General features: G+C 71.0%; 22 protein-coding genes and 1 pseudogene. All 23 read left to right on the top strand.

All coding sequences use genetic code 11. The features are described from left to right. Positions 1 to 144 precede the first annotated feature (144 nt). Positions 145 to 1,971 (top strand): DAK2 domain-containing protein, encoded by a 1,827-nt coding sequence (locus VFB40_RS12755; RefSeq protein ID WP_324850250.1) that lies wholly within the window; start codon positions 145 to 147, stop codon positions 1,969 to 1,971. A gap of 23 nt (positions 1,972 to 1,994) precedes the next feature. Further along, positions 1,995 to 4,385: an ATP-dependent DNA helicase RecG gene (locus VFB40_RS12750; RefSeq protein WP_324850248.1), complete on the top strand. Its 2,391-nt coding sequence runs from the start codon at positions 1,995 to 1,997 to the stop codon at positions 4,383 to 4,385. 77 nt (positions 4,386 to 4,462) lie between these two features. Further along, on the top strand, positions 4,463 to 5,074 hold the full coding sequence (gene rsmD / locus VFB40_RS12745; RefSeq protein WP_324850246.1) for a 16S rRNA (guanine(966)-N(2))-methyltransferase RsmD: 612 nt from the start codon (positions 4,463 to 4,465) through the stop codon (positions 5,072 to 5,074). Between the two features lie 99 nt (positions 5,075 to 5,173). Next, positions 5,174 to 5,686, top strand: a complete 513-nt coding sequence (gene coaD, locus VFB40_RS12740) for a pantetheine-phosphate adenylyltransferase (RefSeq protein WP_324850244.1) — start codon at positions 5,174 to 5,176, stop codon at positions 5,684 to 5,686. Between the two features lie 204 nt (positions 5,687 to 5,890). Next, a complete protein-coding gene (locus VFB40_RS12735) occupies positions 5,891 to 6,835 on the top strand; it encodes an ATP synthase F0 subunit B (RefSeq protein WP_324850242.1) in 945 nt (314 codons plus the stop codon). 127 nt (positions 6,836 to 6,962) lie between these two features. Then, on the top strand, positions 6,963 to 7,592 hold the full coding sequence (locus VFB40_RS12730) for a YceD family protein (RefSeq protein ID WP_324850240.1): 630 nt from the start codon (positions 6,963 to 6,965) through the stop codon (positions 7,590 to 7,592). Between the two features lie 210 nt (positions 7,593 to 7,802). Beyond that, positions 7,803 to 7,976 (top strand): 50S ribosomal protein L32, encoded by a 174-nt coding sequence (rpmF, locus tag VFB40_RS12725; protein WP_324850238.1) that lies wholly within the window; start codon positions 7,803 to 7,805, stop codon positions 7,974 to 7,976. Positions 7,977 to 7,992: 16 nt separating this feature from the next. Continuing rightward, positions 7,993 to 8,724, top strand: coding sequence for a ribonuclease III (gene rnc, locus VFB40_RS12720; protein ID WP_324841294.1), 732 nt, complete (start codon positions 7,993 to 7,995; stop codon positions 8,722 to 8,724). Continuing rightward, on the top strand, positions 8,708 to 9,616 hold the full coding sequence (gene mutM, locus VFB40_RS12715) for a bifunctional DNA-formamidopyrimidine glycosylase/DNA-(apurinic or apyrimidinic site) lyase (protein ID WP_324850236.1): 909 nt from the start codon (positions 8,708 to 8,710) through the stop codon (positions 9,614 to 9,616). Before rnc ends, mutM begins: the two co-directional genes overlap by 17 nt. Then, positions 9,595 to 10,995: pseudogene (folC, locus tag VFB40_RS12710) on the top strand (bifunctional tetrahydrofolate synthase/dihydrofolate synthase); the annotation flags it as partial. The gene mutM and the pseudogene folC, both read left to right, overlap by 22 nt. 102 nt (positions 10,996 to 11,097) lie before the next feature. Continuing rightward, positions 11,098 to 11,505, top strand: a complete 408-nt coding sequence (locus tag VFB40_RS12705; RefSeq protein WP_324850231.1) for a DUF4233 domain-containing protein — start codon at positions 11,098 to 11,100, stop codon at positions 11,503 to 11,505. Between the two features lie 67 nt (positions 11,506 to 11,572). Next, positions 11,573 to 12,007, top strand: coding sequence for a nucleoside-diphosphate kinase (ndk, locus tag VFB40_RS12700; RefSeq protein WP_414642085.1), 435 nt, complete (start codon positions 11,573 to 11,575; stop codon positions 12,005 to 12,007). A gap of 163 nt (positions 12,008 to 12,170) precedes the next feature. After that, positions 12,171 to 13,190 carry a rod shape-determining protein gene (locus tag VFB40_RS12695; RefSeq protein ID WP_324850227.1) on the top strand — a complete coding sequence of 340 codons (1,020 nt, stop codon included), beginning with the start codon at positions 12,171 to 12,173 and terminating at the stop codon, positions 13,188 to 13,190. A gap of 33 nt (positions 13,191 to 13,223) precedes the next feature. Beyond that, positions 13,224 to 14,132 carry a rod shape-determining protein MreC gene (gene mreC / locus VFB40_RS12690; protein WP_324850225.1) on the top strand — a complete coding sequence of 303 codons (909 nt, stop codon included), beginning with the start codon at positions 13,224 to 13,226 and terminating at the stop codon, positions 14,130 to 14,132. A 34-nt stretch (positions 14,133 to 14,166) separates the two neighbouring features. Beyond that, entirely contained in the window at positions 14,167 to 14,775 is a 609-nt protein-coding gene (gene mreD, locus VFB40_RS12685; RefSeq protein WP_324850223.1) for a rod shape-determining protein MreD, read from the top strand. A 14-nt stretch (positions 14,776 to 14,789) separates the two neighbouring features. Continuing rightward, positions 14,790 to 17,093: a penicillin-binding protein 2 gene (mrdA, locus tag VFB40_RS12680; protein WP_324850284.1), complete on the top strand. Its 2,304-nt coding sequence runs from the start codon at positions 14,790 to 14,792 to the stop codon at positions 17,091 to 17,093. Then, positions 17,090 to 18,340, top strand: a complete 1,251-nt coding sequence (rodA, locus tag VFB40_RS12675) for a rod shape-determining protein RodA (RefSeq protein ID WP_324850221.1) — start codon at positions 17,090 to 17,092, stop codon at positions 18,338 to 18,340. The genes mrdA and rodA overlap by 4 nt, the downstream gene beginning before the upstream one ends. A 28-nt stretch (positions 18,341 to 18,368) precedes the next feature. Then, entirely contained in the window at positions 18,369 to 20,306 is a 1,938-nt protein-coding gene (locus VFB40_RS12670; RefSeq protein WP_324850219.1) for a TIGR03960 family B12-binding radical SAM protein, read from the top strand. A gap of 64 nt (positions 20,307 to 20,370) precedes the next feature. Next, positions 20,371 to 22,035, top strand: coding sequence for a succinic semialdehyde dehydrogenase (locus VFB40_RS12665; RefSeq protein WP_324850217.1), 1,665 nt, complete (start codon positions 20,371 to 20,373; stop codon positions 22,033 to 22,035). A gap of 300 nt (positions 22,036 to 22,335) precedes the next feature. Beyond that, positions 22,336 to 22,647 carry a WXG100 family type VII secretion target gene (locus VFB40_RS12660; RefSeq protein ID WP_324850215.1) on the top strand — a complete coding sequence of 104 codons (312 nt, stop codon included), beginning with the start codon at positions 22,336 to 22,338 and terminating at the stop codon, positions 22,645 to 22,647. A gap of 65 nt (positions 22,648 to 22,712) precedes the next feature. Continuing rightward, on the top strand, positions 22,713 to 23,012 hold the full coding sequence (locus VFB40_RS12655; RefSeq protein WP_324850213.1) for a WXG100 family type VII secretion target: 300 nt from the start codon (positions 22,713 to 22,715) through the stop codon (positions 23,010 to 23,012). Positions 23,013 to 23,294: 282 nt separating this feature from the next. Then, positions 23,295 to 23,696 (top strand): chorismate mutase, encoded by a 402-nt coding sequence (locus tag VFB40_RS12650; protein ID WP_324850211.1) that lies wholly within the window; start codon positions 23,295 to 23,297, stop codon positions 23,694 to 23,696. A 264-nt stretch (positions 23,697 to 23,960) separates the two neighbouring features. Beyond that, on the top strand, positions 23,961 to 25,455 hold a 1,495-nt coding region (gene guaA, locus VFB40_RS12645; protein ID WP_324850209.1), incomplete at its 3' end, for a glutamine-hydrolyzing GMP synthase.

Genomic DNA, 25,455 nt, shown 5'->3' with positions numbered 1-25,455 from the left:
GCCGATAGGCAACCTGGTCAGGGTAACCCAACCGGCCCGGCAAGAGCCAATCCGGTCCGTGTCGCGAACCCGCTCCAGCGGTATGGGTAGCACATATCCTCGGGTACAGATTGTTTCCGACCCCGGCGGACAGAGAGGCACAGCGTGCTTGAGACGCTCGACGGGCCGGCGGTACGACTGTGGGCCAGGGCCTGCCTGGCCGCGTTGGGCCGTGCCCGCGAGGAGCTCGACGCGCTGAACGTCTTCCCGGTGCCCGACGCGGACACCGGCACCAACCTCTTCCTCACCTTCGAATCCGCGTGCGAAGGACTCGACGCGCTCGATCCCGGCGCCGAGGCGGAGGCCGGGGAGGCGGGCGCGGCTGCGGCGCTCGGCGCTCTCGCCGCCGGCGCGCTCAAAGGCGCGCACGGCAACTCCGGGGTGATTCTCAGTCAGCTGCTGCGCGGACTCGCCGACGAGGTCGGGGCCGCGATCCGGGACGGTCAGCCGACCGGTCCGCGCGTGCTCGCCGCCGCGCTCGCCGACGCCGCGGAACTCGCCTGGCAGGCGGTCGCCGTCCCGGTCGAGGGGACGATGCTCACGGTCGCCAGGGCCGCTGCCGACGCCGCGTGCGCCGTGGTGGACGGTACGAGCCTGCCGGGGGACTGGACTCTCGAACCCACCTTCGCCGCCGTCGCCGAGGCCGCGCGTGACGCAGCGGAGGCCGCCCTCGCCCTCACACCCTCGCAGCTGCCGGTGCTTGGCCAAGCGGGCGTCGTCGACGCCGGTGGTCGCGGCGTGTGCATCCTGCTCGACGTACTCGCCGCACTGCTCGGCGGTTACGACCCCACGCGTGCGGTAAGAGTGGGGCGTGTGCGTGTTCCGCCGAGGGTTGTCTCGGCCATGAGCAACGGAGCCGCCCGTACCGAGCCGGTCGCGTCCCCGTCCTTCGAGGTCCTCTACATGCTCGAGACGAGCGAGCCGCAGCTCGCGCAGCTGCGCACCACGCTCGAAGAGCTCTGTGAACAGGGCGATGGCGACTCGCTGGTGATCGCAGGCGGCGACGGTGCTTACCGCGTACACATCCACGTAGACCAGCCGGGACCGGCTATCGAGGCCGGGATCCGGCTCGGTAAGCCCTACGACCTACGCGTAACCGCACTGGCCAACTGCTCCGTCGAAACGCTAAGCGGTACCGCATCGGACGGAGAGCTGATCGGCGCGCACTCCGCCGAACCGCAGCCAGCCGGCCACACCGCAGCCGCCCCGCACTACCGCGCCGCGCCAGGCCGCGCAGTACTCGCCGCCGCGCCCGGACCCGGCATCGCGGAGCTGTTCGCGGAGGCCGGAGCGATCCCGCTGGCCTGCCCCAGTGGGCGCCCGCCGAACAGCGCCCAGCTCAGCCGGGCCATCGCCGACGCCGGGGTCGAGGAGATCATCATTCTGGTGAACGACCCGGACGGCCTCGCCGCCGCGTCCGCAGCTGCCGAGCAGGTGCACCGCGGTTCCTCCGGTGCCCGCGTCGCCGTCGTACCGAGCAAGGCCGTGGTGCAGGGCATCGCTGCGGTAGCCGTGCACGAGCCGGGCCGCCGCTTCGACGCCGACATAGTCGCCATGACCGCCGCCGCCGGAGCCACCCGGCACGCCGCCCTCCAGGTCGCCGTGGAGGACGCGTGGACCATGGCCGGGGTCTGCCACGCCGGCGACGTGCTCGGCTTCATCGAGGGCGACGTCGCGCTGATCCGCTCGACCCTGCTGGAAGCGGCGCTCGCGGTGGTCGATCGCATGGTGTCGGCGGGCGGTGAGATGGTGACCTTAGTCACCGGTGACGGGCTCGACGAGGCCGCCGGCGGACCGGACGGAACCCGCCTGGACGCCGCGGAACTGGTCGAGGCCGTGCGGGCACGTGTACACGCGACCAGGCCGGAGATGGACGTAGTCGCCTACGAGGGCGGCCAGGGCGGCTGGCCGCTGCTGATCGGGGTGGAGTGAGCACGGCGGGAGCGAGGAGCGCGATGGTCGAAACGGTCCGGGGGCGTCCGGCCGGTGCCGCCGACCCTCTGGCCGAGCCCCTCAAAGACCTGGTCGGCGGGCGTACCGCGAAGGTGCTCGAACGCAACCTCGAGCTGCGCACGGTCGGTGAGCTGCTGCGGCACTATCCGCGCCGGTACGCCAAGCGCGGCGAGCTCAGCGACCTGGCGAGCCTGACGCTCGACGACTACGTCACCGTGCTGGCCGAGGTGGAGAAGGTCGCCAAACGCCCGTTCAAGGGCCGCCGCGGCTCGCTGACCGAGGTCACGGTCACCGACGGCACCTCCTCGCTCGCGCTCACCTTCTTCAACCAGCCCTGGCTGGAGCGGGACCTGCGGCCGGGACGCGTGGGGCTCTTCTCCGGCCGGGTCACCGAGTTCCGCAGGCACCGCCAGCTCGCCCAGCCCGAGTTCGAGCTGCTCAAGGACGACCAGGACGCCGAGGCCGAGGCCGAGCGCTACGCGAACGAGCTGATCCCGTTCTATCCGGCGACCGCGGGCTTCTCGACCCGCAAGATCCAAGCCTGCGTCAGACTCGCGCTCGACAGCCTCAAGTCCGTGCCCGATCCGCTGCCGCAGCAGGTGCGCGACCGGCACCGGCTGCTGGGCCTGCGTGAGGCGTTCGAGAAGGTGCACCGGCCCGAGGAGCGCTCGGATTATCAGCTCGCGAAGAACCGGCTGAAGTGGGACGAGGCGCTGCCGCTGCAAGTGGTGCTGGCCCAGCGCCGCCGGGCCGCGCTCGCCCTGCCGGCCGTGCCGAGGCCGGTGCGCACCGGCGGCCTGCTGGACCGCTTCGACGAACGGCTGCCCTTCCAGCTGACGGCCGGTCAGCGCGAGGTCTGCCGCCAGATCGAGCAGGACCTGGCGGCCACGCACCCGATGCACCGGCTGCTGCAAGGCGAGGTCGGCTCGGGAAAGACCGTGGTCGCGTTGCGCGCCATGTTGACCGTCGTCGACGCGGGCGGCCAGGCGGTGCTGCTCGCGCCCACCGAGGTGCTGGCCCAGCAGCACCACCGCTCGATCCTCGACCTGCTCGGCCCGCTCGCCCGCGCCGGCCAGCTCGACGGCGATCCCGACGGCACCCGTGTCGCGCTGCTCACCGGATCGCAGGGCGCGAAGGAACGGCGCGCCAACCTGCTCGACGCGGCGAGCGGCGCGGCCGGGATCGTGGTCGGCACGCACGCGGTGATCGAGGACACCGTCCAGTTCGCCGACCTCGGCCTCGTCGTGGTGGACGAACAGCACCGATTCGGCGTGGAACAGCGCGACGCCTTGCGCGCGAAGGCGGAGAAGCCTCCGCACCTGCTCGTGATGACGGCGACGCCGATTCCGCGCACCGTGGCCATGACCGTGTTCGGCGACCTGGAGACCTCCGTGCTCGCGGAGTTGCCGCGCGGCCGCTCGCCGATCTCCACCTTCGTCGTACCCGCCGCCGACAAGCCGCACTACCTCGCGCGCGCCTGGGACCGGATCCGCGAGGAGGTCGCCGCCGGGCACCAGGCCTATGTGGTCTGTCCGCGGATCGGGGACGGCGCGGAGACCGGCAGCGACGAGGCGGGCGGCTATGAGGCGCAGACCGATGAGCAACCGAAGGCGAGGCGGCGGCGCAATCAACACGAACCGGACCCGGACGACCGCGGTGACGGCGAGAGCGCCAGCGACGGTCACGGTCACGGCGACGACGACGCGGACGCCGAGTCGGCGCTCGAAGGGCAGGCGCAGCTCTCCTTTGACGACCTCGCCTCGCCCGCCTCGGCAGCACGAGCGCCGCTGTCCGTCGTCGACATGGCCCGGCAGCTGAACGAGCAGCAGCTCGCCGGTCTGCGCATCGGTGTGCTGCACGGCAGGCTGCCGCCGGAAGAGAAGGACTCGGTGATGACCGCCTTCGCCGCGGGCGAGGTCGACGTGCTGGTCGCGACGACCGTCATCGAAGTCGGCGTCAACGTGCCCAACGCGACCGTCATGGCCGTACTCGACGCCGACCGCTTCGGCGTCTCGCAGCTGCACCAGCTGCGCGGCCGGGTCGGCCGCGGCACGGCGCCCGGACTCTGCCTGCTGGTCACCGAGGCACCGGCCGACTCGCCCGCGCGCGAGCGGCTCGACGCGGTCGCCGGAACCCTCGACGGCTTCGAGCTCTCCCGCATCGACCTGGAGCAGCGCCGGGAGGGCGACGTGCTGGGCGCGAGCCAGTCCGGGCGCCGCTCCTCGCTCAAACTGCTCCGCGTCCTGCACGACGAGGACATCCTTCGCGACGCCCGCGAGGCCGCGACCGAGCTGGTGGATCGCGACCCGGAGCTGACCGGGGAACCCGCGCTCGCCGCCGCGGTCGCCGCGTTGGTCACCTCCGATCGGGCGACGTTCCTCGAGAAGTCCTGAGCGCCCAACGGAGCCAGAGGACGTCACCACGGCCTCCATTACGCATTCACCAGGTGCATACGGGCAGAATCGGCGCCATGACACGCATCATCGCCGGGAGCGCGCGGGGGCGACGCCTCGCCGTGCCTGACGGCCGCAGCACCCGACCCACCTCCGACCGCACCCGCGAGGGCCTTTTCTCCGCGCTCGACGCCGCCCTCAACGGCTTCGGCGGACTGCGGGTCCTCGACCTCTACGCGGGCTCCGGAGCGGTCGGGCTCGAAGCGCTGTCCCGCGGTGCCGGTGCCGCGCTGCTGGTCGATTCGGATCGCGCGGCGGTCCGCGTCATGCACGCGAACCTCGACACGCTCGGTCTGCCCGGCGCGCGCATCGCGATCGAGCGGGTCGAGCACCTCGCCGCGACCCCGTGCGCGGACGAACCGTACGACCTCGTGTACCTCGACCCGCCGTACGCGATGCCCGCCGAGGATCTGGCCGCGGTGCTGGTCGCGCTCGCGGACAACGGCTGGATCGCCCCCGGCGCGATGGTCGCGGTAGAGCGCGCTTCGCGCGGTCCCGAATGGCACTGGCCTGCGGGGTTCGGCGCCCTGCGGTCCCGCGCGTACGGCGAGGGCACGGTCTGGTACGGTCGCCGCCAAACCAGCTCGCCGCACCCGGACGGGGCGGCGGCGAAAGACCGGCGGCGGTGAAGCGCAGCTTCTCTCCCGCCGCCGGGCTACAGCCGCCCTGAAGCCCCGTCCGGGTGCGGCGAGCAATCAGGCACTGCCGACGATGACAAGGACTGTCTCGTGGACCCCAATCCCGGCCTCCCGGAGAAGTCGAAGCCGTGCCGCGTGGCGTGTCCCGGCTCCTTCGATCCCGTGACCAACGGCCACCTCGACGTGATCGGCCGGATGGCGCAGCTGTTCGACGAGGTGGTCGTCGCGGTCGGCAAGAACGCCGGCAAGAACGGCCTGTTCCCCTACGGCGAGCGGATGGACATGCTGCGCGAGGTCACCGCGCACCTGCCCAACGTCAAGGTCGAGGTCGTCGACGGGCTGCTGGTCGACTTCTGCCGGGAGCGCGGCATCCGGGGCATCGTCAAGGGCCTGCGCGCGGTCGGTGACTTCGACTACGAGCTGCAGATGTCCCAGATGAACCACCGGCTGGCCGACGTCGAGACGCTCTTCGTGGCCACCAACCCGCTCTACAGCTTCCTGTCCTCCTCGTTGATCAAGGAGGTCTGCGCGCTCGGCGGGGATGTGGCGGGCCTGGTTCCCGACGCGGTGTTGGAGCGTTTGATCGAGCGTCTGCGCAAGTAACGCACCACTGAGGTGCGTGATAAGTGACCGATACGTGACGGTACGTCATATCTATAGCTAGCCTTTCGGGCATTACCGGCGATAGCGCCATTCACGGCAGAGCAGCCATTCCCGGCGCGGCACTCGCACACTGAGCCGTACGGGGTACCGTTGGCGGGACGCCCGCTTCCGGGCGCCGCCCGTGAAACAGGGAGTGCCAGTCCGGTGGACGTGAATGCCAAGATCGACGAACTCATCGAGATCGTGGAGAGCGCACGCGCTATGCCGATGTCGGCCTCGTGTGTGATCAACCGCGCCCAGGTGCTCGAGCTGCTCGACGACCTGCGGCGGGGGCTTCCGGAAGAGATGGACCATGCCCGCCGGGTGCTCGCCGACCGCGAGTCCGTGCTCGAAGACGGCCGCCGCGAGGCAGAGCGGCTGCTCGAGCGCACCCGCAGCGAGCGCGAGTCCATCATCGGGAACACCGACGTGTCCCGGGAGGCGCGCGGCGCGGCCGAGCGCATCCTGGCCGAGGCCAGGCGCGAGGCCGAGCAGATGCGCGCCGAGGCCGAGGACTGGGTCGACCAGAAGCTGGCCAACTTCGAGGTGGTGCTCACCAAGACCATCCAGGCGGTCGGCCGCGGTCGCGAGAAGATGCGCGGCAGCAGCAACCCGATGGAGGAGCTCGGCCGGCACGTCGAAGAGCAGGACGCGGTCGCCGAGGAGCGCCGCCGCTCGCGGGACTTCTCCGGCGGGGAGGGCTCCTTCGACGGGTACGAGAGCCAGGACTTCACCGTGGACGCCTTCGCCGAGGCGGAGCGCCCGTACGAGCAGCACGAGTACGGCGAGGGGTACCCGGAGCGGCAGGGCGACTACGCGGCCGCGGGTGCGTACGGCTCGGACCAGCACGACGGCTACAGCTACGAGCAGGGTGCGTACGACCAGGGCGCGGCCCACGGGTACGGCACCGGTGAGTTCCACACCGACCCGCAGGGCGGCGGCTACGGCTCCGAGTACGGCGACGACTACGGCCACCAGTCCGGGCAGTACGGTCAGCCGCCGGCGCAGCGCCAGGCCCCGCCGTCGCAGTACCCGGCCGACGAGACCTCGTACTTCGACACCGGCCTGATCGACGTGCGGCAGTTCCAGCACGACGGATACGGCCGCTAAACCGAGCCGATCCTCGCTGAGCTGGGCCGTTCCTCGAACGGCCCAGCTTTTTGCTACTCTGGACGGCCGGTCGCGCTACGTCGAATCGTCTGCTCGACCACCCCACCCCCTCGAGCTGGAAGCCGTCATGCCTGCCGCACCCAAGCCACGCCGTCTCGACGCGCGGTCCCCGTTCGTCTTCGACGCGCGGGAGCTCGGCCGTCGCCCCGGAGCGATGCGCGAGTTCGACCGGGACCTGCCGGCCGCGGACCTGCTCGGCGGCGAGAAGGCGGCCACGCTCGACGGCCTCTACTCGGCCGAGGGCGCGGATCTGCGGCTCACCCTGCGGGTCGAGTCGGTGGTGGAAGGCATACTGGCCACCGGACGGGTTTCCGGCTCGCTGGTCGGGGAGTGCGTGCGCTGCCTCGACCCGGTCGAGGTGGACCTCGACGCCGAGTTCCAGGAGCTGTTCTACTACGACCTCGAGGACCTGACCGCCGAGGAGGCGGAAGAGGCCCAGCGCGTGGTGGAGGACCTGATCGACGTCGGCCCGCTGGTGCACGACGCGGTGATGCTGGAACTGCCGCTTCAGCCGCTGTGCGAGGAGGACTGCCCGGGGTTGTGCGCTCAGTGCGGCGCCAGGCTGGCCGACGACCCGGACCACGGGCACGAGACCGTGGACCCGCGCTGGGCGGCGCTGAGCAGCCTGGCGCAGGGCGGCCTGCCGGGCGGCCCGGAATCCGCCGAATCCGGCCAACAGCGCGGGAACGGCGGGTAAATCAGCAGTACGACGCAGTAGGTAAGTACCAGTCGGCGCTGTCCAGTACAGTCGTCTGAGCAAGAAGGAGCCGGTCGGCCCGTCGAGCGGCTCCACGCGGAAACGCGAGCCCCGGGATCCTCGCGGGGCACGGTAAAATCGCAGCAGTTTTTCCCTACCCGCTGCCGGCTTGGCGGCCTGCGGCGGGCGATCACCAGGAGAGTTCGAACCGTGGCCGTTCCGAAGCGCAAGAAGTCCCGCAGCCGCACCCGTTCGCGGCGTGCCCAGTGGAAGGCCGCGCCGCTGACCCTGGCCAACTGCGACCGCTGCGGCGAGACCAAGCTCCCGCACACGCTGTGCGAGAACTGCGGCACCTACAACAAGCGCCAGGTCGTCGCAGTCTGACGGCTGGAAGCCGCTCGTGACCGATTCCCAGGTGCCCCCGGCCGTGCTGGAGCAGCGGCTCGGCGTTCCGCTTGACGCGAAGCTGCTCGAGCGCGCGCTGACCCACCGGTCGTTCAGCTACGAGAACGGCAATGTGCCGACCAACGAGCGCCTCGAGTTCCTCGGCGACTCGGTACTCGGCCTTGTCGTCACAAGCACGCTGTACGACACGCACCCCGACCTGCCCGAGGGGCAGCTGGCCAAGTTCCGCTCGCACGTGGTCAACTCGCGCGCGCTCGCGGACGTGGCCCGCTCGCTCGGGCTCGGGGAGTTTCTGCGCCTGGGCAAGGGCGAGGAGGCCACCGGCGGCCGGGACAAGTCCTCGATCCTCGCCGACACCATGGAGGCGCTGATCGGCGCGGTCTACCTGGACCACGACCTGGAGACCGCAGGGGCCCTCATCCACCGGCTCTTCGACGGGCTGATCGAGGCCTCCGCGGGCCTCGGCGCGGGCCTGGACTGGAAGACCTCGCTGCAGGAGCTGACCGCCGAGCACGGGCTCGGCGTGCCGGTGTATCTGGTCACCGAGGACGGCCCGGACCACGACAAGTTCTTCGAGGCCCGGGTGCGGGTCGCGGACAAGGAGTACCCGTCCGGCCGCGGCCGCTCGAAGAAGGTCGCCGAGCAGATCGCCGCGGAGCACGCCTACCGGGCCATCCGCGCGGTCTACGGCTCGGCGAAGGCGGAACCCGATGCCGGAGCTGCCTGAAGTCGAGGTCGTCCGCCGGGGCTTGGAGCGCTGGACGGCGGGACGCACGGTCGCGACCGTCGAGGCGCTGCACCCCCGGGCGATCCGGCGACACGTCGCCGGCCCGGACGACTTCGCCTCCAGACTCGTCGGTCGCACCCTCGGCGTCGCGCAGCGGCGCGGCAAGTACCTGTGGATTCCGCTCGGAGAGGATGAGGCGGTACTCGGCCACCTCGGCATGAGCGGCCAGCTGCTCATCCAGCCGGTCGGCGCCCCGGACGAGATCCACCTGCGCGTACGGGTGACGTTCACCGACGACGGTCCCGAGCTGCGCTTCGTCGATCAGCGCACCTTCGGCGGCCTCAGCCTCGAGCCGCTCAAGGACGGCGTCCCGGCACCGATCGCGCACATCGCCCGCGATCCGCTGGACGCCGAGTTCCAGGACGCGAAGTTCCTCGCCGCGCTGCGCGCCAAGAGCACCGGCATCAAGCGCGCGCTGCTCGACCAGTCGCTGATCAGCGGGGTCGGCAACATCTACGCCGACGAGGCGCTGTGGCGCGCCAAGCTGCACTTCGAGCGGCCAGGAACCTCGCTGACCCGGCCCGAGGCCAAGCGGCTGCTCGCCGCCGCCCGCGAGGTGATGGCCGAGGCGCTGGAGGTCGGCGGCACGTCGTTCGACTCGCTGTACGTCAACGTCAACGGCGAGTCAGGCTACTTCTCCCGCTCCCTCAACGCCTACGGCCAGGCCGGCCTGCCGTGCGGCCGCTGCACCACGCCGATCACCCGCGTCGCCTTCATGAACCGATCGTCGTACTTCTGCCCGCGCTGTCAGAAGGCGGGCGGTAACAAGGCGGTCGGTCAGAAGGCGGGCGCGCGCGTCCCGGCCGCGCGGAAGAATCCAGTCGCGCAGTAAGAGAAGATGAGCCCATGAGCGCGCGACAGGGGCAGGACGGGATCGAGGCGGAGTACCGGGCGGTCGAGGGGGAGCTGCTGCGGCGCTGGCCGGAGACCAGGCTCGAACCCTCACGGGACCGGATCGAAGACCTCGTGGACGTGCTCGGCTCGCCGCAGCGCTCCTACCCGTCGATCCACATCACCGGCACCAACGGCAAGACCACCACCGCGCGGATGATCGACGAACTGCTGCGCGCGCTGAACCTGCGCACCGGCCGCTACACCAGCCCGCACCTGGAGGAGATGCGCGAGCGGATCTGCCTCGACGGCGAGCCGATCAGCCGCGAGCGGTTCGTCGAGGTGTACCGGGACGTGCAGCCGTTCGCCGAACTGGTGGACAAGCGCCAGCCCTTCCCGCTCTCCTTCTTCGAGATGATCACCGGCATGGCCTACGCGGCCTTCGCGGACGCCCCGGTGGACGCCGCGGTCGTCGAGGTCGGGCTCGGCGGCACCTGGGACTCGACCAACGTGATCGACGCGCAGGTCGCGGTGGTCACCCCGATCTCGCTCGACCACACCCACCTGCTCGGCGACGCGGTCGAGGACATCGCCTGGGAGAAGGCCGGGATCATCAAGGCCGGCGCGCTGGTCGTGCTCGCCCAGCAGCCGCTGGAGGCCGCGCAGGTGCTGCTGCGGCAGGCCGCCGAGGTCGGCGCGACCGTGGCCCGCGAGGGCATCGAGTTCGGCGTGATGGACCGTCAGCTCGCGGTCGGCGGCCAGCAGCTCGTCATCAAGGGTCTCTCGCAGGAGTACGACGACGTCTACCTCCCGCTGTACGGCGCGCACCAAGCGCACAACGCCGCCTGCGCCATCGCCGCCGTCGAGGCCTTCCTCGGCGCGGGCCAGGGCGGCGGCACGCTGGAGCCGCAGATCGTGCGCGAGGCCATGGCCGCGGTCCGCTCGCCGGGCCGGCTGGAGGTGGTGCGCCGCAGCCCGACCGTCCTGATCGACGCCGCGCACAACCCCGGCGGCGCGCTGGCCACCGCGGAGGCCGTCGCCGAGGAGTTCTCTTTCGACCACCTCGTCGGCGTGGTCGCGGCGATGCGGGACAAGGACGTGCGCGGCGTGCTCGAGGCCTTCGAACCGGTACTGGCCGAGGTGGTGGTCACCCGCAACTCCACCGAGCGCGCGATGCCGGTCGCCGAACTGGCCGCGATCGCCGGGGACGTGTTCGGTCCGGACCGGGTCACCGCGGTGGACCGGCTCGACGACGCGATCGAGCGGGCGATCGGCCTGGCCGAGGAGGGGGTGCCGGACGCCTCGCTCGGCGGCACCGGCGTCCTGATCACCGGTTCCGTGGTCACCGCGGGCGAGGCCGGGCGGTTGCTGCGCCACTAGGCCGTGTGCGAGAGGTAGCGGCGCGACTGCTTCAATGGAGGTTCGAACGGCCGACAGGTCAGCCTCGGTCACTGAAGCAGAAAGGGCGATCCGATGCGCCGGATGGCCGCCTCCGTACTCGTCTTCGAGGCGTTCATCGCCCTGTTCTTCGGTCTGGTCGCGGCGAAGCTGCACCCTTCCGACGACTGGATCGTCGCCGTCGTCCTAGGCGGCGTGTGCATCCTGCTGTCCGGAATGATGCGCTACCGCTGGGCGTACGGCGTCGGGTGGGCGCTGCAGATCGGCTTCATCGCGGCCGGATTCCTGGTCACCGACATGTTCGTGCTCGGCGTCATCTTCACCGCCATCTGGTGGGCCGGACTGCACTTCGGCGCGAAGGCGGAGCAGATCAAGGCGCAGCGGATGGCCGATCAGGACGCCGGATCGGACGGGCAGACCGCCGAAGCGGACCCCGAAGCCGACACCGAAGCGCCAACTTCTACAGAGCGTCCTGGAGTGAAGACCCGCTGATCCGGGTCATACCATCGAGAGAACCACAGACGTCGAATCAGACGTCGCGCGACTGCTTGAGGAGATGATGGTGGCGACCCCCGTGGAACGCTCGCTCGTGCTGGTGAAGCCGGACGGCGTGCGCCGCGCGCTGACCGGGGAGATCATCCGGCGGATCGAAGCCAAGGGGATCAGAGTGGTCGCGCTGGACCTGCGGGCGCTGCCCCGCGAACTGGTCGAGGAGCACTACGCCGAGCACGAGGGCAAGCCCTTCTTCGAGCCGCTGGTCTCCTTCATGATGTCCGGACCGGTCGTCGCCATGATCATCGAGGGGCACCGCTGCATCGAGGCCTTCCGCACCCTCGCCGGCGCCACCGACCCGGTCAAGGCCGCGCCCGGGACCATCCGCGGCGACCTGGCCACCGACATCGGCACCACCGTGGTGCAGAACCTGGTGCACGGCTCGGACTCGCCCGCCTCCGCCGAGCGCGAGATCAAGCTCTTCTTCCCCGAGCAGGGCTGAGGCGGACCGGGAAGCACCCGCTTCCCGGTCACTCCAACCAGACCAGATCCGGTCCCTCGTCCGGTGGAACCTCCGTTTCCTTGCCGCGAATCGGCGGGAAGCACCCGTACTGTCTGAAGACGGGCGTGGGTGATCGCGGAAGGTAACTGGTACGAATATGGGCATGTCGGTCGTCGGCCGTGACATCGCGGTGGACCTCGGAACGGCGAACACGCTGGTCTACGTGCGCGGCAAGGGGATCGTGCTCAACGAACCCTCGGTCGTCGCGGTCAACACGCACAACGGGGCGGTGCTCGCGGTCGGCGCCGAGGCGAAGAAGATGATGGGCCGCACCCCCGGCAACATCGTCGCCATCCGCCCGCTCAAAGACGGGGTCATCGCCGACTTCGAGATTGCCGAGCGGATGCTGCGGTACTTCATCCGCAAGGTGCACCACCGCCGGCTGCTCGCCCAGCCGCGCGTGGTCATCTGCGTGCCGAGCGGGATCACCGGGGTCGAGCGGCGCGCGGTCGAGGACGCCGCCGACGCCGCGGGCGCCCGCCAGGTGCACCTGATCGAGGAGCCGATGGCCGCAGCGATCGGGGCCGGCCTGCCGATCCAGGAGGCCACCGGGAACATGGTGGTGGACATCGGCGGCGGCACCACCGAGGTCGCGGTCATCTCCTACGCCGGCATCGTGACCGCCTCCTCCATCCGCACCGCCGGGGACGAGCTGGACAACGCGATCATCCAGTACGCCAAGAAGGAGTACTCGATGCTGCTCGGCGAGCGCACCGCCGAGGAGCTGAAGATCACCATCGGCTCGGCCGACGACCAGGACTCCGAGCTGCACGCCGAGGTGCGCGGCCGGGACCTGGTCTCCGGCCTGCCGAAGGTCATCGTGCTGACCTCCACCGAGCTGCGCCGCGCGATCGACGAGCCGGTGGCCGCGATCGTGGACGCGGTCAAGGACACCCTGGACAAGTGCCCGCCCGAGCTGTCCGGCGACATCATGGACCGCGGCATCGTGCTCACCGGCGGCGGCGCGCTGCTGCGCGGGCTGGATCAGCGGCTGCGCCGGGAGACCGGGATGCCGGTGCTGATCGCGGAGAACCCGCTGGACTCGGTGGTGCTCGGCTCGGGCCGCTGCGTGGACGAGTTCGACGCGCTGCAGCCGGTGCTCGGTGCGCAGAGCCGCAGGTGACCGGGGGAGTGCGGGCATGAAGGACGCCGCTATATGCGTGACACGCGCCGTACCCGGATCGTGCTGGTCGGGCTGCTGCTGGCCGGCTTCGCGCTGATCACCGTCGACGCGCACGGCGACCGCCCCGGCGCGCCGGGCCCGCTGGGCAAGGTCCGCTCCGTCGGCCAGTCCGTGCTCGGACCGGTGCAGCGCGCCGCGGACAGCGGGATGCGCGGCGTCGGGTCACTGCTGAGCGGCTGGGGCCACTCGGCCGCGGACCAGCAGCGCATCACGCAGCTCAACGCGCAGGTCGCCGCGCTCAAGGCGCAGCTGGAGACCGGTCCGCAGAACCGCACACGGGCCGACCAGCTCGACAAGCTGCTGCGGCTGACCGCGCTCGGCGGCCTGAAGACCGTGCCCGCGCGGCTGGTCGGCCTTTCCCCCGCCCAGGACGGAACCTGGTCGGCCACGATCGACGCCGGGGCGCGCGACGGCATCTCCGAGAACCAGACCGTCGTCACCGGCGACGGGCTGGTCGGCCGCACCACCGCGGTCGGCCCGTACACCGCGACCGTGCTGCTGGCCGTGGACCCGGCCTCCACGGTCGGGGTCCGGCTCGCCGGTTCCGGCACCATCGGCACCGCGACCGGTCAGGACCCGCATACGCTGCGCGTCGAATTCCTGGACCCGCAGCTCGAGGTCAAGCCGGGTGCCGTGGTCGTCACCCTCGGCTCGGCCGGTGACACGCCATTCGTGCCCGGAGTGCCGGTCGGGACGGTGCGTCAGGTCGTTTCGACGCCTGGCGCGCTGACGCGCACGGTGTTGGTTGCCCCGTACGTCAACGCGACGTCCGTCGACACAGTGGCCGTGGTTGTGCAGCCTCCGCGGACAGACCCGCGCGACGCGATGGTGCCGGGACCCGCTGCATCTGACCTCCAGTCAGCCAGCGCGACGCAGCCATAGCAGCCCATACCGCGCCGGAAGAGGTCAGGAGACCATGCGAACCCTGCTGCGTGCCGCGCTGACCGCTGCCGCCGCGATCCTCGCGCTCACGCTCGAGTCATCCGTCGTGCCGAAGCTACACCTGCCCTACGCGGTGCCCGATCTGGTCCTGCTCGTCACACTGGCCCTCGCCGCCGAGTGGGGGACCGCCAGCGGCGCGGCGGCCGGCTTCCTGGTCGGCCTCATCCAGGACCTCGCGCCGCCCTCACTCGGCGCGGTCGGACGGCACGCCCTGGTGCTGACTGTCGTCGGCGCACTCGCCGGCCGCGCCGCCCGCGAGGTGCGCCGCTCCGCGCTGCGCACCAGCTTCCGGGCCGGCTGCTACGCCGCGCTCGCCCTGATCCTCAACACCGTGATCGGCCTGGCGCTCGGCGACGGCATCGGCCTTTCCCGCCCCGGCCTGCTGCTCGCCCTCGGCGCCGCCGCGCTGTACACCGCCGTCGCCACGCCCCTGGTCGTTCCCGGCCTGGCCGCCCTGGCCCGCCGCGCGGGCGGCGCGGGCGCCCGATACCTCGCCCCGGTCGGCAACGCCGTCCAGGGCCCCGTTTTCCCCGGCCCGGCGCACACCAGCCCCGGGCTGCGTTCCGAGGCCGAGAGGGTGTGAACCGTCCGTTGTCCGTGCCGCAACTCGCGCGCAGCCGCGTGTCCGTCGTGCAGGTGCTGGTGCTGGCCCTGCTGTGCACGCTCGGTGTCCGGCTCTGGTACCTCCAGGTGCGCTCCGGGCCGCAGTTCCAGCAGGCGGCCGCGGCCAACGACCTGCGCACGGTGGCGACCGCGGCGGTGCGCGGCTCGATCCTCGACGACCAGGGCCGGCCGCTGGTGGACAACCGCACCGTGCTCGAAGTCACCGTCGACCTCAGCACGCTGACGCAGCAGCCGCACCAGGGCAAGGCCGTGCTCGAACGGCTCGCCGGCACCCTCGGCGTACCCGTGGCGCAGCTCGAGCAGCGCGCCAGGCTCTGCTCGCCGACGGTTTCCCAGCCCTGCTGGACCGGCTCGCCGTACCAGCCGATCCCGGTCGCGCAGGACGTGCCGCCCCCGCTCGCCGTCAAGATCATGGAGGAGCACGACCAGTTCCCCGGAATCGCGGTCGTGCCCGCCGCGCAGCGCGCCTACCCCGAGCCATACGGCGTCCAGGCCTCGCAGGTACTCGGCTACCTTTCCCCGGTCAGCCCGGACGAGCTGAGCGCCCCCGGTTCCACCTATCAGCCCACGGACATGGTCGGCCGCTCCGGTCTTGAGCAGACCTATGACAAGGAGCTGCGCGGCGTCTCCGGGGCGTCCGAGGTGGCGGTCGACAACCTCGGCCGCGCCGTACGCACCGTCTCCTCCACCGCACCGGTCGCCGGCGACGACGTGGTCACCACCCTCGACGCGCACATTCAGGCCGTCGCCGAACAGCAGCTCGCCGCGGCGATCAAGTCAGCGCGCGGCGGCTGGGACAAGAACAGCAGCGCGCACTACAAGGCCGACTCGGGCGCGGTCGTCGTGCTCGACGTGAATACCGGCGGAGTGGTCGCGATGGCCACCTATCCGAGCTACGACCCGACCGTGTGGAGCGGCGGGATCAGCGCGGCCGACTACGCGCACCTGACCGACCCGAACGCCGGCGTCCCGCTGCTCGACCGCGCGTATCAGGGCCAGTTCGCCCCCGGTTCGACGTTCAAGCTGGTCACCGCCTCGGCGATGCTCCAAGACGGCTTCCCGGCGCACGGCACCTACGACTGCTCGCCCTCCTTCGAGGTCGGCAGCCAGTCCTTCCACAACTTCGAGGGCGAGGCCTTCGGCCCCATCTCGCTCAAGCGCACCATCGAAGTCTCCTGCGACACGGTGTTCTACCGCGCCGCCTACCAGATGTGGCTGCACGACGGCGGCAACCGCCCGGTCGCGCACCCGGCCGACCCGGTCCAGACCATGGCCGCGCAGTACGGCTTCGGCCGCGCGACCGGGATCGACCTGCCCGGCGAGGCCGGCGGCGACGTGCAGACCCGCCAGGAGAAGCTGGCCACCTGGAAGCAGATGAAGGACGTCTGGTGCCGCCGCGCGCAGACCGGCTATCCCGAGGTGGCCGCCTCCGACCCGACCCGCGCCGCGTACCTCAAGCAGATCGCGTACGAGAACTGCCAGGACGGCTGGCAGTTCCGCGGCGGCGACGCCGTGATCGAGGCGATCGGCCAGGGCGGCATCCTGGTCACTCCGCTGCAACTCGCGCGCGCCTACTCGGCGCTGGCCAACGGCGGGACGCTCTACCAGCCGCACCTGGAGAAGGCGGTCATCTCCCCGGACGGGCACGTGGTCGCGACGTATCAGCCGAAGGTGGTCGGGCACGTGCCGGTCTCGCCGGCCGCGCGCTCGTTCCTGGTGAACGCCTTCGAGGGCGTAGCGCAGGAAGGCACCGCGTCGGGCGTGTTCGGCGGCTGGCCGCTGGACAAGATCGCGGTCGGCGCGAAGACCGGGACCGCGGACGTCTACGGCAAGCAGGCCACCTCCGTGTTCGCCTCGTTCCTCCCGGCGAACCACCCGCAGTACGCGGTCGCGATGATGGTCTCGCAGGGTGGGCAGGGCGCGATGACCTCGGGCCCGGCGGTGGAGAAGATCGAGGAGGCGCTGTACGGCGTCCAGAAGGGCGCGATCGACCCGCAGGCCGCCATGCTGCCGCAGCCCCCCGCGTCGCTTCCGCAGATCCGCTCGGACGGCACGCTGGTCACTCCCGCGGACCAGATCCTCCCGCCGCCATACCTCCCGCCGCCGGCATACGGAGTCTCCGCGGTCCTGCCCTCGCTGCACGGCGCCCCCTCAATTCACACGGCGCCACCGGTCCTCCCCGCCGCCGCGTACTTCCTCCCGGAACGACGCTTCGCAGAGCTCTACCGCGCGAACTGGTCCAGAGGGATCCCGTACCGAGTGGGAACAGCCACATGATCATCGGTGAGAAGGCCGGCGTCCCCGCAGTCGCCGTCGCGCCGGCCGAATCCCCGACCGAACGCGTGCGGGCCGCCGCCCGCCGCGGCGGAGCGCTGCGCCGGTTCGACTGGCCGCTGGCCGGATCCGCGGTCGCGCTCGCCCTGATCGGTGCGGTCCTGGTCTGGTCCGCCACGCGGGAACGCAGCGCGCTGACCGGCGGCGATCCGCAGTACTTCCTCAAGCGCCACCTGCTGAACCTCGGCGTCGGCCTCGTCCTGGCCGTCGCGGTCAGCGCCCTCGACCACAAGCGGATGCGCGCGCTGACCCCGGCGGTGTACCTGTTCGCCGTCCTCGGCCTGTTCGCGGTGCTCTCCCCGCTCGGCTCGACCGTCAACGGCGCCCGCTCCTGGATCGAACTCGGCGCCGGTTTCTCCATCCAGCCCGCCGAATTCGCCAAGGTGGGCGTCGTGATGGCGGTGGCGATGACGCTGGCGGCCCGGCCCACCGTCCGGCGCGCCCCCGACCTGCTCGCCCCGGTCTTCGACGCGCGCCGACCCGGGGACGTGCCCTCCGCCCGGCTGCTGTGCCTCGCGCTGCTGGCCGCCGCCGCGCCGATGGGCCTGATCGCGCTGCTGCCCGACCTGGGCACCACCATGGTCATCGTGGCGACCGTGGTCGGCATGATCGTGGTCTCCGGCGTCCGGCTGCGGGTGCTCGCGCTGCTCACGATCGCCGCGTCCGGCGGCGTGGTCGCGATCGTCAAGCTGCACCTGCTGGCCGCGCACCAGGTCAACCGGTTCGCCGCGTTCGCCGACCCCAACCTCGATCCGCAGGGCGTCGGCTACAACACGCACCAGGCGCGGCTGGCGATCGGCTCCGGCGGCATCTTCGGCCAGGGCCTCTTCCACGGCGCGCAGACCAACGGCCAGTTCGTGCCCGAGCAGCAGACCGACTTCGTGTTCACGGTCGCCGGGGAGGAGCTCGGCCTGGTCGGCGGCCTGCTGATCATCGCGCTGTTCGCGGTGCTGCTCTGGCGCGCCTGCGCGATCGCCCGCCTGGCCACCGAGCCCTTCCCGCTGCTGCTGGCGGCCGGCGTGCTGTGCTGGTTCACCTTCCAGACCTTCGAGAACATCGGGATGACGCTCGGGATCATGCCGGTGGCCGGGATCCCGCTGCCGTTCGTCTCCTACGGCGGCTCCTCGATGTTCGCCAACTTCATCGCCGTCGGCCTGCTGGAGAACGTCAGGCTGCGCTCGACCAGATAGGCTCCGCCGGACCAGGTAGCCTGGGACGGTGGTGAACTCCGTCTGGCCCCGTCTAGAAGCCCTGCTGCCCTCCGTGCGCAAGCCGATCCAGTACGTCGGCGGCGAACTGAACTCCACGGTGAAGGACTGGGACGCCTGCGACGTGCGCTGGGCGCTGATGTACCCCGACGCCTACGAGGTCGGCCTGCCCAACCAGGGCACCATGATCCTCTACGAGGTGCTCAACGAGCGCGAGGGCGTGCTGGCCGAGCGCACCTACTCGGTCTGGCCGGACCTCGAAGCGCTGATGCGCGAGCACGACGTACCCCAGTTCACCGTGGACGGGCACCGGCCGGTCGGCGCGTTCGACCTGTTCGGCGTCTCCTTCTCCACTGAACTCGGCTACACCAACCTGCTCACCGCGCTGGACCTGGCCGGCATCCCGCTGGAGGCCAAGGACCGCGACGAGTCGCACCCGGTGGTCATCGCCGGCGGCCACGCCGCCTTCAACCCCGAGCCGATCGCGGACTTCATCGACGCGGCCGTGCTCGGCGACGGCGAGCAGGCGGTGCTCACGATCACCGACATCGTGCGCGCCTGGAAGGCCGAGGGCAGGCCGGGCGGCCGCGACGAGCTGCTGATGCGCCTCGCGCAGAGTATTAACGATGGACACAGTGGCGGCGTGTACATCCCGCGCTTCTACGACGTCGAATACCTGCCGGACGGCCGGATCAAGCGCGTGGTGCCGAACCGGCCGGGCGTGCCGTGGCGCGTGTCGAAGCACACGGTCATGGACCTGGACGAGTGGGCGTACCCGAAGCAGCCGCTGGTCCCGCTGGCGGAAACCGTGCACGAGCGCATGTCGGTCGAGATCTTCCGCGGCTGCACCCGCGGCTGCCGGTTCTGCCAGGCCGGCATGATCACCCGGCCGGTGCGCGAGCGCTCGATCACCGGCATCGGCGAGATGGTCGAGCGCGGCCTGTCCGCCACCGGATACGAAGAGGTCGGCCTGCTCTCGCTCTCCTCCGCCGACCACAGCGAGATCGCGGACATCGCCAAGGGCCTGGCCGACCGGTACGAGGGCACGAACACCTCGCTCTCGCTGCCCTCCACCCGGGTCGACGCGTTCAACATCGACCTGGCCAACGAGCTGTCCCGCAACGGCCGTCGCAGCGGCCTGACGTTCGCGCCCGAGGGCGGCAGCGAGCGGATCCGCAAGGTCATCAACAAGATGGTCAGCGAGGAAGACCTGATTCGCACGGTCAGCGCCGCCTACTCGGCGGGTTGGCGCCAGGTCAAGCTGTACTTCATGTGCGGCCTGCCCACCGAGACCGACGAGGACGTGCTGCAGATCGCCGAGATGGCCCGCAACGTCATCAAGGCCGGCCGCGAAGCCTCGGGCAGCCGCGACATCCGCTGCACCGTCAGCATCGGCGGCTTCGTGCCCAAGCCGCACACCCCCTTCCAGTGGGCCGGACAGCTCGGCGCCGAGGAGACGGACGCACGCCTGGCCAGGCTGCGCGACGCGATCCGCGCCGACCGCGACTACGGCCGCGCCATCGGCTTCCGCTACCACGACGGCAAGCCCGGCATCGTCGAGGGCCTGCTCTCCCGCGGCGACCGGCGGATCGGCAAGGTCATCCGCGCCGTCTACGAGGACGGCGGCCGCTTCGACGGCTGGAGCGAGTTCTTCTCCTACGAGCGCTGGATGCAGGCCGCCGAGCGCGCGCTCAAGGACGAGCCGGTCGACGTGGCCTGGTACACCACCCGCGAGCGCGACCAGGTCGAGGTGCTGCCCTGGGACCACCTGGACTCCGGCCTCGACCGCGAATGGCTGTGGGAGGACTGGCAGGACGCGCTGCGCGAGGTCGAGGTGGACGACTGCCGGTGGACCCCGTGCTTCGACTGCGGCGTCTGCCCCCAGATGCAGACCGAGATCCAGATCGGCCCGACCGGGAAGAAGCTGCTCCCGCTCACCGTGGTCTGATCGTCGATTACCTGCCGGTAACCTGGTCTGGATTCAGCGAGGTGGCCGCTCTAGTCTGTGCGCTATGACGACGAGCGGTGTGACTCCCCAGGCGGCGCAGAGCCAAGCGGCGGGAGGGGGGCCGGGCGCTGGCGCCGGAACGGGCGCGAACGGCGGCCCGGCGGCGAGACTCGACTCCATACGCCCGCACCTGCCCCGCGAGTTCGTCGCCCGGCTGGTCGAGGACGTCGTGGTCGGCTCCAAAGCCGCATCGACCCCGATCCACGCCCCGCTGACCGGCGAGGTCATCGTCGACCTGCCGCAGTCCGCGCCCGGCGACGTGCGGCTGGCCTTCCAGAAGGCCCGCGCCGCGCAGCCGGCCTGGGCCGCGCGGCCGGTGCGGGAACGCGCCGCGGTGCTGCGCCGCATGCACGACCTGCTGTTCGACAACGAACCGCACCTGCTCAACCTCGTCCAGATCGAGACCGGCAAGGCCCGGCTGCACGCCTACGAAGAGCTGGCCGGCTCGGCCGCCGCGCTGCGCCACTACGCCGCCGCGGCCGCCGGCTACCTCAAGGACCGGCACCGCCCCGGCATCCTGCCCGGCCTCACCAAGGTCTCCGAGGTGCGCCACCCCAAGGGCGTCGTCGGGCTGATCACGCCGTGGAACTACCCGCTCGCCCTGGTCGTCATGGACATCGCCCCGGCCCTGGTCGCGGGCAACGCGGTCGTGCACAAGCCGGACAACGCCACCACGCTGACCGCGCTCTACGTCCGCCAGTTCGCGGTCCGCGCCGGATTGCCTGAGGACGTGTGGCAGATCGTCACCGGCGAAGGCCCGGTGACCGGACCGGCCGTGGTCGACCACGCCGACTACGTCGCCTTCACCGGCTCGACGCGCACCGGCCGCCAGGTCGCCCAGCAGGCCGCCGGCCGGCTGATCGGCTGCTCGCTCGAGCTCGGCGGCAAGAACTCGATGGTCGTGTTCGACGACGCCGACGTGGAGAAAGCGGTCCAGGGCGCGCTGCGCGGCTGCTTCTCGTCCGCCGGCCAGCTGTGCGTGTCCTTCGAGCGCATCTACGTGCACTACTCGCTGTACGACCAGTTCGTCGAGCGCTTCGTGACCGAGACGAAGGCGATGCGGCTCGGCGGCGCCCTCGACTACTCGGCGGAGATCGGCTCGCTCGCCTCGACCAAGCAGCTCGAAGCGGTCACGCTGCACGTGGAGGACGCGCGGGCCAAGGGCGCCAAGGTGCTGGCCGGCGGCCGGCGCCGGCCGGACATCGGCTCGCTGTTCTACGAGCCCACCATCCTGTCCGGGGTGACTCCGGCCATGTCCGTGTACGGCGAGGAGACCTTCGGGCCGGTCGTGTCAGTGTACGGATTCAAGAACGAGGCCGAGGTCCTGGAGCTGGCCAACGACACCCCGTACGGCCTCAACGCGGCCGTGTGGACCCGGGACACGAAGCGCGCGCGAGAGGCCGCGCTGCGCCTGCACTCCGGAATGGTCAACGTGAACGAGGCGTACGCCGCGGCGTTCGGCTCCGTCGGCGCGGCCATCGGCGGAATGGGCGACTCCGGGCTCGGCCGCCGCAACGGGGTCGAAGGCATCCACCGCTACACCGAGGTGCAGACGATCGCCCGGCAGACGGTGCTTCCGCTCGCCCCCTGGTTCGGATTCTCCGCCGAGCGTTACACCAAGCAGTTGAGCTTCTCGCTGCGGTTGCTCAAGCGGCTCGGGATGAAGTAGCCGACCGGGTCGGCGCGCACGCCCACAAGGCGCTGACCTGATCCAGAGCGCTGACAGCGGGCCGCGGCAGACGGCTGCGTCCCGCCGATCACGACGCGCCGGAAGGGGGTAAAGACTTGGTAATGTCTGTTACCCCGCTTTCTGCCGCCGCGCTCGTGCCAGTAGCGTGTAGGGGCAGATGGCACCGAACCGTCACCTCTGCGAGGGCCTTGGAGCTTGGGGGAGCGCGGGAATGGTGGATCTGACAACCTCACAGTTGTCCTATACGCAGATTTCCTGATTTGACGGGGATGGTGAACGATGGCCGGAGCTTTCACAACCGACGCTGCGACGATGCAGAAGGCGGCGCAGCAGGTTCAGCAGGTCAGCGAGGAGATCCAGTCGGAGCTCAACTCGCTGATGAACAACCTCTCGCCGGTCGCCGCTTCCTGGAAGGGCAACGCGGCCAGCGCGTTCCAGCAGCTGATGGAGCGCTGGCAGAGCGACGCCACCAAGCTGCAGCAGGCGCTGGCGGACATCGCCCAGATGCTCGACCAGACCACCAAGACCTACTCGTCCACGGAAGAGCAGAACTCGTCGCAGATCGGCGCGATTCTCAGGGGTCTCCAGTAAGAGACGGCGGCAGGGTTCTCATATCCGCCGCAGGGCGGGTCTCCAATTCACGAGGGGAGTAGGAAATGTCTTACGAAGCGGGTCAGGTTGCGGTCACCTTCGCGACCATCGCGGAGGCCGCGCAGAACACTCAGCGCACGTACCAGAACCTGGAGCAGAAGCTCAACGACCTGCACAGCTTCCTGCAGCCGATGGTCCAGAGCTGGACCGGCCAGGCGGCGGAGCAGTACCAGCAGAAGCAGGCGGCCTGGACCTCGGCGCAGAACGACCTCGGCAACGTGCTGCAGACGATCGGCCGGGTGCTCGACGAGACCGAGCAGGCCTACCGGAGCACCGAGTCGTCCAACGCCCAGAGCTGGGGCTGAGCCTTCGCTCAAGCGCGGATGAGTCCGGCTCGTGGACGCGGGCCGGACTCTTCGCGTGTTCTGCTAGGGTGACGAACGTGCTTCAGTCCCGGCGATTTAGCTATGGCTTTCCGGCAGGTCCGGCAAGCCAGGCGGTCGCGCGCTGACGAACACGGCGAGACCACTTACGGCGCCCCGGACCCCGCAGGGTCCGGGGCGCCGTCGCGTTCGCCTCGGGTCGTGCGGGCCCGCCGGCGCCTTCCCACACCGCCCGCAAGGACCACCCGGAAGGACCGACCGACCATGACCGCCACCGAGCTTTCGCCCCAGTCCCCGGCGTCGCCCGCCTCGCACGCCGAGCCCGCGGCGCAGCATTCCGCAGTGCCGGGCAGCGCCCCGTCACCCGCCGAAGCGGTGGCCTCCGAAGCCGCCGCCGGCCCTGACGGCCTCGGTGGCGCCGACGGCCCCGAGGGCGTGCTGTCCGGCCGTGAACGCATTGACGCGCTGGACGCCCAGATCGCCGCGTTGGTACAACGCCGGATCGACGTCTCCCGGCAGATCCAGGCCGCCCGGATCGCCGACGGCGGCCGCCGGGTGGACCTGCGCCGGGAGACCGAGATCATCGCCCGCTACTCCGCCACCCTCGGCCGCCCCGGCACGGCGATCGCCATGGCCCTGCTCGAACTCGGCCGCGGACGCGCGTAACCGGACGTCCGATCAGTCGTTGTCCACGGCGGATGGGCCGGGGCGAACGGCCGGGGCCGGGCCGAGCGACAACCGACCCGCGGCTGTGGGACCTCGCCTCGGTGCGTGTCCGCCGGCAGGGGACAGCCGGCAGCGTCCGCGTACCATTCCCGTCCCCGTGCCAGACCGCCGGGATCACTCCTGACCGGCCAGGCACGGGGACTCCTCGTTCGCTCTTCGCGACGGAACGGCCGCTTTCCGCCGGTCCCCTAAACTGGTCGCACTATGGACTCCACTTCCCCCCTGGTCCTCGTCATCGACTTCGGCGCCCAGTACGCCCAGCTCATCGCGCGCCGGGTCCGCGAAGCGCGGGTCTACAGCGAGATCGTGCCGCACGACACGTCCGTCGCCGAGCTGCTGGCCAAGCGCCCGGCCGCGATCATCCTGTCCGGCGGCCCCTCCTCGGTCTACGCCGACGGCGCGCCGAACGTGGCCGCGGAGCTGTTCCGCGCCGGAGTGCCCACGTTCGGCATCTGCTACGGCTTCCAGGCCATGGCGCGGGCGCTCGGCGGCGTGGTCGACAAGACCGGGACGCGCGAGTACGGCGGCACCGACCTGGCCGTGCGCGAATCCTCCTCGACGCTGTTCGCCGGGACCCCGGCCGCGCAGTCGGTGTGGATGTCGCACGGCGACTCGGTCGTCGCCGCGCCCGAGGGCTTCCTGGTCAGCGCGAGCACGTACGGAACGCCGGTCGCAGCCTTCGAAGACGACGAGCGGCGGCTGTACGGCGTGCAGTACCACCCCGAGGTGCTGCACTCGGCGCACGGCCAGAAGGTGCTGGAGAACTTCCTGTACCACGGCGCCGGGATCACCCCGAGCTGGACGATGGTCAACATCGTCGATGAGGCCGTGGAGTCGGTGCGCGCCCAGGTCGGCGACCGCCGCGCGATCTGCGGCCTGTCCGGCGGGGTGGACTCCGCGGTCGCGGCCGCGCTCGTGCAGCGGGCTATCGGCCACCGGCTGACCTGCGTGTTCGTAGACCACGGGCTGCTGCGCAAGGGCGAGGCCGAGCAGGTGGAGAAGGACTTCGTCGCGGCCACCGGAGTGGAGCTCAAGGTCGTCGACGCCAGGCAGCGCTTCCTCGACGCGCTGTCCGGGGTGACCGATCCGGAGGAGAAGCGCAAGATCATCGGCCGGGAGTTCATCCGGGTCTTCGAGCAGGCGCAGGCCGAGATCGTCGCCGGTGACTCAGAGTCCGCACACAGCGCCTCGCCCTCCGACTGGTGCCTCGTGCAGGGCACCCTGTACCCGGACGTGGTCGAGTCCGGCGGCGGCGCCGGCACCGCGAACATCAAGTCGCACCACAACGTCGGCGGCCTGCCCGACGACCTCGAATTCGAGCTCGTGGAACCGCTGCGCAAGCTGTTCAAGGACGAGGTGCGCCGGGTCGGCGAGGAACTCGGCCTGCCTGCCGAGATCGTCTGGCGCCAGCCCTTCCCCGGCCCCGGCCTCGGCATCCGCATCGTCGGCGAGGTCACCGAGGAGCGGCTGGAGTTGCTGCGCGAGGCCGACGCGATCGCCCGCGAGGAACTGACGAAGGCCGGGCTCGACCGGGCGATTTGGCAGTGCCCGGTGGTGCTGCTGGCGGATGTGCGCTCGGTTGGCGTCCAGGGCGACGGCCGTACGTACGGGCACCCGATCGTGCTGCGCCCGGTCTCGTCCGAGGACGCGATGACCGCCGACTGGACCAGGCTGCCGTATGACGTGCTGGCCCGGATCT

Origin of the sequence: Actinocrinis sp., from assembly GCF_035650855.1 — a bacterium.
In the GTDB taxonomy this organism is placed as follows: Bacteria; Actinomycetota; Actinomycetes; order Streptomycetales; family Catenulisporaceae; genus Actinocrinis.
This window is presented reverse-complemented; position numbering and strand designations above follow the sequence as displayed.